Origin of the sequence: Streptomyces sp. NPDC048417 (assembly GCF_040651615.1) — a bacterium.
Taxonomy (GTDB): domain Bacteria; phylum Actinomycetota; class Actinomycetes; order Streptomycetales; family Streptomycetaceae; genus Streptomyces.
In genome coordinates this window covers 330,782-343,161 of record NZ_JBEZKI010000005.1, presented here as the reverse complement: position 1 = coordinate 343,161, position 12,380 = coordinate 330,782, and the positions used below count along the sequence as shown (strand labels likewise).

Sequence of the window (12,380 nt, the reverse complement as noted above, 5' to 3'; positions counted from 1 at the left end):
CATGGAGGAACATGCTTCTGGGTAGGGCGATGCTTTGTATTCCCAGTACCGACGAGGAGCACCTGTGACCCAGACCAGCGAGAACGTCACCTGGCTGACCCAGGAGGCGTACAACCAGCTCAAGGCCGAGCTGGAGTACCTGTCTGGTCCTGCGCGCACGGAGATCGCCGCCAAGATCGCGGCCGCGCGCGAGGAGGGCGACCTGCGCGAGAACGGCGGGTACCACGCGGCCAAGGAGGAGCAGGGCAAGCAGGAGCTCCGTGTGCGCCAGCTGACCCAGCTTCTGGAGAACGCCAAGGTCGGCGAGGCTCCGACCTCCACGGACGGCGCCGTCGCGCCCGGCATGGTGGTGACCATCGCCTTCGACGGTGACGAGGACGACACCATGACGTTCCTGCTGGCCTCGCGCGAATACGCCAGCGCCGACGTCGAGACCTACTCGCCGCAGTCCCCGCTGGGCACCGGTGTCATCGGACACAAGGTGGGCGAGGACGCGGAGTACGAGCTGCCGAACGGCAAGAAGGCCTCGGTGAGGATCCTCAAGGCCGAGCCCTACTCCGGCTGACGCGAACAGACACCTGCCCCCGGCGTCCATGGGACGCCGGGGGCTTTGTCGTGGTCCGCATCACGCGGTCGTGGTCCGCATCACGCGGTGGTGGTTCGTGTCACGCGGTCGTGGTTCGTGTCACGCCGTGGCCGAGCGGTACTTGCGGACCGCGAGCGTCCGGAAGGCCAGGATGATCGCGACCGACCAGATCAGCGAGGCCCAGACCGGGTGCTGCATGGGCCAGGCGTCGGACGCGTGGAAGCCCGGCGGAAGGTTGCCGAACAGCTCGCGGCTGGCCTGGACGGTGGCGCTGAACGGGTTCCACTCCGCGATGTGGCGCAGGAAGGCCGGCAGGTGGCTCGCGTCCACGAACGCGTTCGAGATGAACGTCAGCGGAAACAGCCAGATCAGGCCGCCCGAGGTCGCCGCCTCGGGGGTGCGTACGGACAGGCCGATCAGCGCGCCGATCCACGAGAACGCGTACCCGAGCAGCAGGAGCAGGCCGAAGCCGGCGAGCACCTTGCCGAGGTTCTCGTGGGTGCGCCAGCCGACGATCAGGGCGACGACGGCCAGCACGACGAGGGTGAGCGCGGTCTGCACGAGGTCGGCGATGGTCCGGCCGGTCAGCACCGCACCGCGCGCCATGGGCAACGACCGGAAGCGGTCGATGAGGCCCTTGTGCATGTCGTCGGCGATGCCGGCACCCGCACCCGCGGTGGCGAAGGTCACCGTCTGCGCGAAGATGCCGGCCATCAGGAACTCGCGGTAGGCCTGGGTGGAGGTGGACGAGCCGACCTGGATCGAGCCGCCGAACACGTAGGTGAACAGCACCACGAACATGATCGGCTGGATGAGCCCGAAGATCAGCATCTCGGGGATCCGGGACATCCGGATCAGGTTGCGTTTGGCAACCACCATCGAGTCGCGGAAGGACTGGGTGACGGCGTTGCCCGGAGCGGCTACCCGCACGGTGTCGGTGACGGCACTCACTTCACGGTCTCCTTGCGGCTGTCCTTGCCGGTGTCCTTGCCGGTGTCCTTGCCGGTGTCCTTCTGGTCCTGTTCGCCGCTGTCCTCGGCCTTCTCCTCGGCCACGTGTCCGGTCAGGGACAGGAAGACGTCGTCGAGGGTGGGGCGGCGCAGTGCTATGTCGTCGATCTCGATGCCCCGGGTGTCCAGCTCGCGGATGACCTCGGCGAGCAGCTTGGCGCCGCCGGTGACGGGGACGGTGAGCTTGCGGGTGTGCTCCTCGACGGTGGTCTCGCCCTTGCCGAAGCCGTGCAGTACCTCGGCGGCGGTCCGGATGTGGTCGCGTTCGTGCACCACGACCTCGACGCGCTCGCCGCCGGTGCGGGCCTTGAGCTGGTCGGAGGTGCCCTGGGCGATGACCCGGCCGTGGTCGACGACGGCGATGTCGTGGGCGAGGTGGTCGGCCTCCTCCAGGTACTGGGTGGTGAGCAGCAGCGTCGTACCACCGGAGACGAGCTGCTTGATGACCTCCCACAGCTGCTGGCGGTTGCGGGGGTCGAGGCCGGTCGTCGGTTCGTCCATGAACATCACGGGCGGCGAGACGACCAGGGCGGCCGCGAGGTCGAGGCGGCGGCGCATGCCTCCGGAGTAGGTCTTGGTGGGGCGGTCGGCGGCGTCGGCGAGGTTGAACTGCTCCAGCAGCTCGACCGCGCGGGCCTTCGCCTGCTTCGCCCGCATCTGGTAGAGACGGCCGACCATCTGCAGGTTCTCACGGCCGGTCAGGTATTCGTCGACCGCCGCGAACTGTCCGGACAGGCCGATGGAGCGGCGTACGGCGTCCGGTTGCCTGACCACGTCCAAGCCCGCGACGACCGCCTTGCCGCTGTCGGGGCGGAGCAGGGTCGTCAGGCAGCGGACGGTCGTCGTCTTGCCCGCGCCGTTCGGCCCGAGCAGTCCGAGGACCGTGCCTTCGGGGACATCGAGGTCGACGCCGTCCAAGGCCTTTACGTCACCGAAGGTCTTCACCAGGCCTTCGGCATAGATGGCGCCTGGCATATGAGTCTCCACGTCATCGAGGATTCTTCGAAAAAGGCTAGGGATGCGCGCTTCGGTCCGCCTATGGTTTTCGCCGGCGCGACGGCAGGCGGGCGCGGCCATGGCCACGCGACACACCATAACGCGATGTATCGCGTTCGTCGACGGATTTCCCCGAACGAGTGAATGAAGCGCTCCCGACCTGGCCGTTTCCCGACGGGAGTGGCCGACCCGCTCAGTCGATGACCGTGTAACCGGCCTCGCGCAGCGCCTGCCCGACCTCGGTGCAGTGCACCGGCCCCTTGGTCTCCAGGTGCAGTTCGACCTCCGCCTCCGACAGCCCGAGCCGGGGGTCGGTCCTGACGTGGCTCACGTCCAGGACGTTGGCGTCGGCCGCCGACAGCACCCCGAGGAGCGTGGCGAGGGCACCCGGCCGGTCGGTCAGCCGCAGCCGTACCGCCAGGTAGCGGCCCTGTGCGGACATGCCGTGCCGCAGCACCCGCTGCATCAGCACCGGATCGACGTTGCCGCCGGACAGCACGGCGACGACCGGCCCGGCGAAGGCGCCGGGCTCGGCGAGCAGGGCGGCGACCGGGGCGGCGCCGGCCGGTTCCACCACCAGCTTGGCCCGCTCCAGACAGAGCAGCAGGGCGGCGGAGAGCTGGTCCTCGCCGACCGTGCGGACCTCGTCGACCAGCTCCTCGATCAGCGCGAACGGCACATCGCCGGGCCGTCCGACCTTGATGCCGTCGGCCATCGTCACCGGGTTCTGCACGGAGACCGGACGCCCGGCCGCCAGCGAGGGCGGATACGCGGCCGCGCCCTCCGCCTGGACCCCGACGATCCGTACGTCCGGCCTGATCGCCTTCACCGCGACCGCGATCCCGGCCGCGAGCCCGCCGCCGCCGATACCGACGACGATCGTGCCGACCTCCGGGCACTGGTCCAGGATCTCCAGGCCGACCGTGCCCTGACCGGCGATGACGTCGGGGTGGTCGAAGGGGTGGATGAACACCGCGCCGGTCTCGGCCGCGTACTCCTGGGCGGCGGCCAGCGTCTCGTCGACCACCTGGCCGTGCAGCCGTACCTCCGCGCCGTACTCGCGGGTCGCGCTGATCTTGGGCAGCGGGGCGCCCTTGGGCATGAACACCGTGGCGTGCACGCCGAGCAGCGCGGAGGCCAGGGCCACGCCCTGGGCGTGGTTCCCGGCGCTGGCCGCCACGACTCCGGCGGCGCGCTCCTCGGGCAGCAGCCCGGCGATCCGCACATAGGCGCCGCGCAGCTTGAACGAACCGGTCCGCTGGAGGTTCTCGCACTTGAGGTGCACCGGCGTGCCGGCCAGCTGGGACAGGTGCCTGCTGCCCTCCATCGCGGTCACCCGCGCCACGCCCGTGAGCATCTTCTGAGCGCCGCGTACGTCGTCGAGGGTGACGGGGCGCAAGGAGTCAGCCGTGCTGTAGCTCATGACTCAAGTCTCGCAGTTCACAGGCCAAAGGCTCGGGTGTGACCAAGCTCCGAGACCGGTTTGCGCAGCGCCGGTACGGCTCACCCCCCGTCCGCGTACTCTGTCCCCCACACCAGCACTCTTCATGAAGTGAGCCCCCGGCCATGCCCACAACACCTGAAATGTCGATGGACATGACGACCCTCGGTGACACCGGTCTCCTCGACACGCTGCAGCACGAGGTGGCGGTGTTCGCCCGCCGTGCCGAACAGACCCGGCTCGGCGGCGTCGGGCAGGTGCGCAACTCCATGGACCGCGCCGCGTATCTGCTGCTCAACCGCCTGGACAAGGAAGGCCCCATGGGGGTCAAGGCGCTCGCCGCGAGCATGGGGATCGACTCCTCCACGGTCACCCGGCAGGTGGCTCCGCTGGTCGACACCGGTCTCGTCAAGCGCACCTCGCACCCCGAGGACGGGCGGGCCGTGGTGCTCCAGCTGTCCCCGCGCGGACTGTCGCGGCTGGACGAAGTACGTTCGTCGCGGCGGCAGTTGATGGCGGAGCTGACCCAGGACTGGGAGCCGGAGGAGCGCGAGGCGTTCTGCGCGCTGCTCACGCGCTTCAACAGCGCCCTGTCCGCGCGGATGACCGTCCAGCCGGGCTCGGACACGCCGCCGTCGTCCTGACCCCGGTCGGCACCCACAGGCGTCCCTGAACGTCCAGCCGGCGCGCACCGGCCTCCCGGAACGTCCAGCCGACCCCCATCGGCGTCCCGAACCCCGGCCCGGCACCCGCCCGGGGAACATCAGGCACGCGTACGTGCTGCCCGGCTCTTGACCGTGGGGGCACCCCTGGCCTCATATGAGACCGGGCCCCCGTCGTATCCGCGTCCGGGTCCCGGACGCGGTGGGGCCCCGCAGACGGGGAGGCACGGTGCGCGATCGGCAGGCGTTCCAAGACGCCCGCCGGGCCCGGGAGTTCGAGGCGTTCGTCGCGGGCGCGGCAGGCCGGCTGCTGCATGCCGCGACCCTGCTGACCGCCGAGCCCCCCGACACCAACCCGCGCGCGCGGCGCCTGCTGACCATCGCGCTCGCGCACACGTACGCGTGCTGGGACCAGCTGCGCGGCGAGGACCCGTACGACCGCGCCCGGCAGCACCTCGCCCTGCGCTTCGCGCACTCCGCCTGGCACCAGTACGGCGGCCCGCTGAGCCGCACCCGCCCGCACCCGCACAGCGCCCTCGCCGTCCTGACGCCCCAGGAACGCCTGGTCCTGGTGCTGCGGCTGTACGAGGGGGTGGCCGAGGAGCAGGCGGCGGCGCTGCTCGGCCTGCCCACGGAGCGTGTGCGCATCATCTGCGACCGGGCGACCACCGTCCTGCTGCACCCGCCCACGAAGGCCGGGCCCACCGTGATGGGGGCGAAGGTGGCGCCGTCGTGAACCGTGCCGAAGGCGAGGCCGCCGCCCGGCGGCTCCTGGAACAGAGACCGCCGCGGGTACCGCCCGACCTCTACGGCGAGGTGCTGCGCCGGGGCGGCCGCCTGCTGCGCCGCAGACGTGCGGCCCGCCGCCTGTTGTGGCTGCTGCTGTGCGCGGCGGCGGTGGCCTTCACCGTCTGGGCGGCACTGGTCCGGCCGTGGGCGCAGCCGCCGTCCACGACGACTCCGCCCGTCGTCGGCTGGTGAGCCGGACCTAACCGAGCGCCTGCTTGAGGTCCTCCAGCAGGTCGTCGACGTTCTCGATGCCCACGGACAGGCGCACCAGGTCGGCGGGCACCTCCAGCGCGGAACCGGCCGCCGAGGCGTGGGTCATCCGGCCCGGGTGCTCGATCAGCGACTCGACACCGCCCAGGGACTCGCCGAGGGTGAACACCTTGGCGCGGTTGCAGACCTCGACCGCCGCCTCCTCGCCACCCGTGACCTGGAAGGAGACCATGCCGCCGAAGGCCTTCATCTGCTTGGCGGCGGTCTCGTGGCCGGGGTGCTCGGGCAGGCCCGGGTAGAGGACCCGCGTCACGCGCGCGTGCCGGCTCAGCATGTCGGCGACCCTGGTGGCGTTCTCGCTGTGCCGGTCCATACGTACCGCGAGCGTCTTGGTGCCGCGCAGCACCAGCCACGAGTCGAACGGTCCGGCGACCGCGCCCATCGCGTTCTGGTGGTATGCCAGCTCCTCGCCCAGCGCCTGGTCCGACACGATCAGCGCGCCGCCGACCACGTCCGAGTGACCGCCCATGTACTTCGTCAGCGAGTGCACGACGACGTCCGCGCCGAGCGAGAGGGGCTGCTGGAGGTACGGCGTGGCGAAGGTGTTGTCGACGACGAGCCGGGCGCCCGCGTCGTGGGCGACCTGCGCGACGGCCGCGATGTCGGTGATGCCGAGCAGCGGGTTGGACGGGGTCTCCACCCAGACCGCCTTGGTCTTCGGGGTGATCGCGGCGCGCACGGCCGACGGGTCGCTGGTGTCGGCGACGGACCACTCCACTCCCCACCGGGAGACGACCTTCGCGAACAGCCGGAACGTGCCGCCGTACGCGTCGTTCGGGATGACCACGTGGTCGCCGGGGCTGAGCAGGGTGCGCAGCAGGGCGTCCTCGGCCGCGAGCCCGGACGCGAACGCGAGCCCGCGGCGTCCGCCCTCCAGCGCGGCGAGGTTCTCTTCCAGTGCGGTCCTGGTCGGGTTGGCGCTACGGCTGTACTCGTAGCCGCCGCGCAGGCCGCCGACGCCGTCCTGCTTGTAGGTCGAGACCTGGTAGATCGGCGGTACGACCGCACCGGTGAGGGGGTCCGCCGTGTTGCCCGCGTGGATGGCGAGCGTCTCGAAGTGCTGACTGATGTGCCTGTCGCTCATGGGTACTGAGCCTAGTGCTCACGCGCCCCGAAGGAACGCGGGGAGCTGTGCGGCGAGCCCCTGCGGCCCGCAGCCGCGCCCCGGCCGCACGTTGTCCACAGGTCGCGACCACCGGTTCGCCAATTGTCGGCGCCGTCTGGTTCGCTTGACGCATGGCGATTCTCTGGGCCCTGATGGCGCTGCTCCTGCTGAGCTTCGTGCTGCTCCCCGTCCTGCGGCGGCGGCGCGGCATGATCGAGCAGGTGCACCCGAGCCACCCGGACGCCGCCGACCCGGCGGACTACGGCTTCGTGCGCGAGGAGGACCTGGACATCCGGATGCCCGGCCCCGACCAGGACCTGCTCGACGTCCTCGACGTCGTGCAGCGCACCCAGGACTACCGCGCGGCCTCGCAACTGCTCGCGGGCACGGAGGTCGCGGGCGAGCTGCGCTGGCAGCGTGTGCAGGCCTTCGCCGGCGCGGCGGCGCTGGAGCTCCAGCAGCGGCCGGGCGGGGTCAGCGAGACGCCGGGCGGGCAGTGGCTGCGGGTGTGGCGCGCCGAGCAGCCCAAGGACGCGGGCGGCGCGGCCGTGCACGCGGAGTTCCTGGTCCAGCAGGCGTGGCGGACGTCGACGCCGGGCACGGACGACTTCCGGATCATCATGGAGGAGGCCAGGGACGCCTGCGGGCAGGCGGCGCTGCTGTCCCCGGGGGACCCGGTGCCGTACATCGTCGAGCTGTCGGTGGCGCGCGGGCTGAACTACTCGCAGCCGGAGTTCGAGAAGCTGTGGCTGAAGATCCTGGACCGCGCGCCGACGCACATGGGGGCGCATCTCGCGGCCCTGCACTACTGGTGCGAGAAGTGGCACGGCTCGCGCGAGCTGGCGTACTCCTTCGCCGAGGCCGCCGCCGCGCGTGCCCCGCAGGGCTCGCTGCTGGCCGCGATGCCGCTGTTCGCGGTCTTCGAGCACCTCCCCGAGGTGAACCTGGTGGCGAGCTTCTACCAGAGCGAGGTCGTCACCAAGGCGGTCCACGGCGCCCTGCACGCGGTGCACTCGGCCCGCCAGGACGACCCGATGCTCGCGCACGTCCGGCATCTGCTGGTCTTCTTCCTGGTCCGCTCCGAGCGCTGGGCGGAGGCCATGGGCGAGCTGATACGCGTCGACGGGCATGTGGGGGCCCTGCCGTGGACGCTGTCCGCGAACCCGGCCGCCGAGTTCACCCTCTACCGCGCGCTGGCGGTGGCGGGCTACGAGGCGAACGGCGGAAGCCCGGCGTCGCTGCTCAGCTGAGGGCGCCGGCCAAGGGACACGTCGCGGGCCGGCTGCCGGCGAATGGGGGGCTGGGCGCGCCCAGGCCGGCGGCAGCCGCTGCCGGACGGGGCTCCACACCCCTTGCGGGGCGCTTGAATTGCCGTCCTGACCTGCGGTACGGCATACTCCGGCATCCCCCCCCACGCCCGCACCACCCGCACGAAGCACCCATCCGCTTCTGTGCGGTTCCGTTCGTTTTTCATGTCGTTGTCGGTTCCCTTTTCTGGGGTCCTGTGGGGGGATCTGCCCGATGGGCGCAACTCTGCGGGCGCTGCGCGCCCTTGTCCTGCTCTGCGGTTTCTATCTGCTGGGCCTCGTTCTGCTGGCGGCGCTGGCCGCGCTCGACGTGGCCTCGGTCACCTGGGCGCACGGGGCCGTCACCGGAAAGATCGTGCTGGTCTCGGTGGTGCTGGCGATCCCGGTCGTCCGCGGCATGTTCATGCTCCGCACGCCCGAGGGGGACGGCCCGGTCGGCCTCGCCGTCACGGAGGCCGCCGAGCCCCGGCTGTGGGCACTGGTGAGGGAGCTCGCGGTGGCGACGGGCACGCGCGCGCCGGACACCATCGTGCTCACCGGTGACGTCAACGCGGCGGTCAGCGAGAACCCCCGGCTGCTCGGCCTGCGCCCCGGACCACGCAGCCTCTACCTGGGCGTACCGCTGCTGACCGGGCTGACCGAGGCCCAGCTCAGGGCCGTACTCGCCCATGAGTACGGCCACTTCACCGGCGGCGACACCCGGCTGTCGGCCCTTGTGGTACGCGGCCGGGTGCAGATCGGGCGGACCGTCGGGCACTTCCGCGCGAAGGCCGACGGCAAGCAGGCCGCCGAGCGCGCCCGGCAGCAGCAGGCCGCCGCCAAACGGACCGCGAAGGGCAAGCAGGCCAAGGAGGTCGACACCGCCGGCGCCGGGGTCACCTACCGGCTGATGGCGGCGATCTACACGGCGTACGCGAAGCTCTACCTGCGGGCCACGCTGTCGACGGCCCGCGCGCAGGAGTACGCCGCCGACCTGGCCGCCGCGCGGATCGCCGGCCGGGACGCGACCGCCTCGGCGCTGCGCGAGATCCCGGCCCTCGCCGCGGCGCACGACTTCTACCTGGAGTCGTACGCCACGCTCGGCGTCACGGCCCGCCAACTGCCGCCGCACGGCCAGTTCTTCGGCGGCTTCGGCCGGATGCTGACGGCACGCGAGGCGGAGCTGACGAGGCTGCGGGAGAAGCTGCCGACGGAGCCGGCGTCACCGTACGACTCGCATCCGCCGATCGCCGACCGGGTGCAGCGGATCGAGGAGCTGCCCGCCGACGGGCGCGGCGGCCAGGACGACGGCCCGGCGCTCGCGCTGCTCGCCGACCCGGCCCGCACCCTGGCCGCGCTGGAGGACGCGGTACTGACCGACGAGGTACGGCAGTTCGAGCGCGCCGGGGAGTGGGAACAGCTGCTGGGCTCCTCGATGGCCGCGGGGCTGGCCTCGCTCGACACCCCGCTGCACCGGGCGCTCGCCTTCTACACCAAGGACCGTCCGACGCTGCCCGCGCTGCTCACGGTGATCGACGACGGTCAGCTGTGGCAGCTGGCCCAGCGGCTGCCGCTGTCCGAGCAGGCGGCAGCCGCCAAGGGCCGGGCGTTCCGGGAGTTCGTACGGCCGGTGCTGCGGGACTCGTTGCAGAGCATGGTGCTGGCGGAGTTCAGCGCAAGGTCGCTGCTGCACTGGGAGTTCTCCTGGTCGCGGCCGGCGTCGCTACGGCTGCCCGGTTCGGCGTCCGACCTCGACGGGGAGGCGGGCACGGAGGCCGCCCTGGCCGCCGCCGTGGACGCCGCGCTGGCCGACCGCCCCGACACCGCGCCGCTGCGCGCACTGCTCCCCCCGGCCCCGCAGCCGGCCTGATCCCGAAAGCGACCTTCGATGACTGTTCTGCTGTGGATCCTCGGCATCCTCGCCGTCCCGACGCTGCTCTTCGTGCTGTGGCTGGCCGGGGTGTTCCTCAAGGAGTTCTTCTCCCCGAGCCCGTCCGAGTCCGGGTCCGATTCCGGGTCCGACAGCGAGGAGGTCCTGGGCGCCCGGGCCGCCGAGCAGGCCGGCCTGCTGCCCGCCGAGCGGCAGAACACGGAGCTCTCAGGGCCGCTGCCCGCCGAGTGGACGGCGGCGCTGACGGCCGTGCCCGGTGGTGACTGGCGGGCCGGCGCCGCCCTGCTGGAGGCCATCGGCCGGGACTGGGAGCGCCGGTCGGCCGTCGCCTACCTGCTGGCCGAGCGCGCCGCCGAGGCGGACGACTGGCTGCTGGCCTGGGAGACGGAGCGCCCCGAGGACCCGGACGCGGCGGTGGTGCGGGCACGCAGCACGGTGATCCTCGCCTGGGAGTTGCGGGGTGCGAAGCGGGCGCGGCACACGACGGAGGAACAGTTCGAGGCGTTCCACCGCACCCTGCGGTCGGCTCGTGAGGAGATCGCGCGGGCCGCTGCCCTCAACCCCGACGACCCGACGCCGTACATCACCGAGATATGGGTCGCGCTCGGCCTGGGCTATCCGCACTCCGAGATGGACAGGCTGTGGACGGAGATCACCGCGCGGGCGCCGTACCACTTCGAGGCGCACTTCTCGGCGCTGCAGTTCTGGTGCGCGAAGTGGCGTGGCTCGCAGCGGCTGGCCGCCGACTTCGCCGAGCGGGCGGCGGCCGGGGCGCCGCTGGGCAGCCTGCTGACGGCCCTGCCGCTGATAGCCCACTTCGAGCACGACGAGTCCGAGGACACCGCGGCCGACAACACCCCGGAGATGGTGGCGAGGGTGGACGCCGGCCTCACCGACGCGGCGGCGGCCGACCCGGCGCACCCGCGTCTCCCGGAGCTGCGCCATCTCCTTGCCTTCTACCTGCACCTCCAGGATCGGGACGAGGCGGCGCTCGAGCAGTTCAGGCTGGTCGACGGGTATGTGAGCGCGTTGCCGTGGCGCTACCGGGGCGACCCGGCGGCGTACTACTGCCGGGTCCGGAACACGACGGCGAAACTGGTGGCGGAGGCGGCCGCGGCGGCGCCGGCGTAAGCGGAATCGGGACGGCGCATGGCATGTGCGAGAGCGGCCGGAGAGTTGTCTCGCGAACAGACCCCGGGGCTTTCACTCCGGCCCGCCGCTCTTCCGGGCTGTGAAGTCGGACCGGTTCCAACTGCCTGGTCACCATTGCATCAGAGTCCAGAGGAGTGCGGCCGTACGCCCCTGCTGCGTCCTCGCGTACCGCCTGGCGCCGCGCAAGGGAGCCGACCGCAGGGACTGGAGCTTCGTCGCCCTGGTCATGGGCCCGATCGGGCTCCTCCGGCTCCTCCTCCTGCTGCTGTTCGGCGGCCGGAGCGCACGCGGACGCCGCAAGGCCCTGGAGGAGAAGGCGCTGCAGGACAGCGGGCAGTGGGGAGAACCGGCACCGCTCTGGACCGAGCCTCCCCATCGGTGGCGCGAGATCGTCGATGCGCTGCGGTAGCGACCGTCGTTCGGATCACCCGAGGCGGCCCTTCAGGTGATTGCCGGACGCCTCATGAGCCAGGCGGCCGTCGCGGGGGTACGACGTCTCAGCAGAGGACGAACCCGGAACTCCGTGAGGAGCTTGGCCATGTACGCAGCAGTCCGGCGGTACGAAGGGGTGACCGATGCGGCCGAGGCCGCACGCCTCGTGAACGAGGGGTTCGTGCCGCTCATGCGCCAGGTCTCCGGCTTCGTGGCCTACTACTGGATCGACATCGGGGACGGAGTGATGGTCTCGACCAGCGTCTTCCAGGACCGGGCCGGTGCCGACGAATCGATCTCGAGGGCTGCGGACTTCGTACGGGACGACCTCGCCGCACTGCTCCCCAACCCTCCCCAGGTCATGGCCGGCGAGGTGGTGGCTTCCGCATGACGGCGTCCGGACCGGCGGCCACATGAGATGGCCTCCCAGGCTCTACCGGCCTGCGGCGAACGCGGCTTGACCTGACGTGTTCGCCTCGGTGCCGCGCAAGGACCAGCGGGCCAAGGGCGACTGCTACCTGCGCGGGCTGATGCTGGACGGCCGCCGCACGTCGGTCCAGGCCATGGCCTCGCGGCTGCCGGACGGCGACGAGCAGAACCTTCAGCAGTTCGTGAACCAGTCCACCTGGGATCCGGTGCCGGTGCAGCAGCGGATCTGTGAACGCCCGCTGCCGCTCATCGCCCCGACGGCCTGGGTGATCGACGACGTGTCGGTACCCGAGGACGGAAGAAGCGCCTGACCTGCCTGTCCTTCTGTGCC

Annotated in this window: 13 protein-coding genes and 1 pseudogene; 10 read left to right on the top strand and 4 right to left on the bottom strand. The window is 71.6% G+C overall.

What is annotated here, in order from left to right:
• Positions 1-64 precede the first annotated feature (64 nt).
• On the top strand, positions 65-565 hold the full coding sequence (gene greA / locus AB0D59_RS10700; RefSeq protein WP_362563340.1) for a transcription elongation factor GreA: 501 nt from the start codon (positions 65-67) through the stop codon (positions 563-565).
• A gap of 120 nt (positions 566-685) precedes the next feature.
• Here the strand turns inward: greA and AB0D59_RS10695 are convergent, their stop codons facing one another.
• The 3 genes from AB0D59_RS10695 to ilvA all read right to left on the bottom strand — a co-directional run bounded on the left by AB0D59_RS10695 (position 686) and on the right by ilvA (position 4,015).
• Positions 686-1,537 (bottom strand): ABC transporter permease, encoded by an 852-nt coding sequence (locus tag AB0D59_RS10695; protein ID WP_362563337.1) that lies wholly within the window; start codon positions 1,535-1,537, stop codon positions 686-688.
• On the bottom strand, positions 1,534-2,571 hold the full coding sequence (locus AB0D59_RS10690; RefSeq protein ID WP_362563334.1) for an ATP-binding cassette domain-containing protein: 1,038 nt from the start codon (positions 2,569-2,571) through the stop codon (positions 1,534-1,536). Before AB0D59_RS10690 ends, AB0D59_RS10695 begins: the two co-directional genes overlap by 4 nt.
• Positions 2,572-2,785: 214 nt before the next feature.
• Positions 2,786-4,015 (bottom strand): threonine ammonia-lyase, encoded by a 1,230-nt coding sequence (gene ilvA / locus AB0D59_RS10685; protein WP_362563332.1) that lies wholly within the window; start codon positions 4,013-4,015, stop codon positions 2,786-2,788.
• Positions 4,016-4,176: 161 nt separating this feature from the next.
• Here ilvA and AB0D59_RS10680 point away from each other — a divergent pair, with 161 nt between their 5' ends.
• The 3 genes from AB0D59_RS10680 to AB0D59_RS10670 all read left to right on the top strand — a co-directional run bounded on the left by AB0D59_RS10680 (position 4,177) and on the right by AB0D59_RS10670 (position 5,676).
• Positions 4,177-4,677 (top strand): MarR family transcriptional regulator, encoded by a 501-nt coding sequence (locus tag AB0D59_RS10680; RefSeq protein ID WP_362563329.1) that lies wholly within the window; start codon positions 4,177-4,179, stop codon positions 4,675-4,677.
• A 247-nt stretch (positions 4,678-4,924) separates the two neighbouring features.
• Positions 4,925-5,431 (top strand): sigma factor-like helix-turn-helix DNA-binding protein, encoded by a 507-nt coding sequence (locus AB0D59_RS10675; protein ID WP_362563326.1) that lies wholly within the window; start codon positions 4,925-4,927, stop codon positions 5,429-5,431.
• Positions 5,428-5,676: a hypothetical protein gene (locus tag AB0D59_RS10670; RefSeq protein WP_362563323.1), complete on the top strand. Its 249-nt coding sequence runs from the start codon at positions 5,428-5,430 to the stop codon at positions 5,674-5,676. The genes AB0D59_RS10675 and AB0D59_RS10670 overlap by 4 nt, the downstream gene beginning before the upstream one ends.
• 7 nt (positions 5,677-5,683) lie before the next feature.
• On the opposite strand, the gene AB0D59_RS10665 is transcribed toward AB0D59_RS10670, so the two are convergent.
• The gene (locus tag AB0D59_RS10665; protein WP_362563321.1) at positions 5,684-6,838 is read right to left on the bottom strand and encodes a cystathionine gamma-synthase; all 1,155 of its coding nucleotides are present in this window, start codon (positions 6,836-6,838) and stop codon (positions 5,684-5,686) included.
• Between the two features lie 152 nt (positions 6,839-6,990).
• On the opposite strand from AB0D59_RS10665, the gene AB0D59_RS10660 reads away from it, so the two are divergent.
• The 6 genes and pseudogenes from AB0D59_RS10660 to AB0D59_RS10635 all read left to right on the top strand — a co-directional run.
• Complete coding sequence (locus tag AB0D59_RS10660; RefSeq protein WP_362563318.1) at positions 6,991-8,109, top strand: hypothetical protein; 1,119 nt, start codon at positions 6,991-6,993, stop codon at positions 8,107-8,109.
• 271 nt (positions 8,110-8,380) lie between these two features.
• A complete protein-coding gene (locus AB0D59_RS10655; protein ID WP_362563315.1) occupies positions 8,381-10,015 on the top strand; it encodes a M48 family metallopeptidase in 1,635 nt (544 codons plus the stop codon).
• Between the two features lie 18 nt (positions 10,016-10,033).
• The gene (locus AB0D59_RS10650) at positions 10,034-11,167 is read left to right on the top strand and encodes a hypothetical protein (protein WP_362563313.1); all 1,134 of its coding nucleotides are present in this window, start codon (positions 10,034-10,036) and stop codon (positions 11,165-11,167) included.
• Between the two features lie 100 nt (positions 11,168-11,267).
• Positions 11,268-11,597 (top strand): hypothetical protein, encoded by a 330-nt coding sequence (locus AB0D59_RS10645; protein ID WP_362563310.1) that lies wholly within the window; start codon positions 11,268-11,270, stop codon positions 11,595-11,597.
• A gap of 129 nt (positions 11,598-11,726) precedes the next feature.
• The gene (locus tag AB0D59_RS10640) at positions 11,727-12,011 is read left to right on the top strand and encodes a hypothetical protein (RefSeq protein ID WP_362563307.1); all 285 of its coding nucleotides are present in this window, start codon (positions 11,727-11,729) and stop codon (positions 12,009-12,011) included.
• Positions 12,012-12,087: 76 nt separating this feature from the next.
• Positions 12,088-12,351: pseudogene (locus tag AB0D59_RS10635) on the top strand (transposase); the annotation flags it as partial.
• Positions 12,352-12,380: the final 29 nt, after the last annotated feature.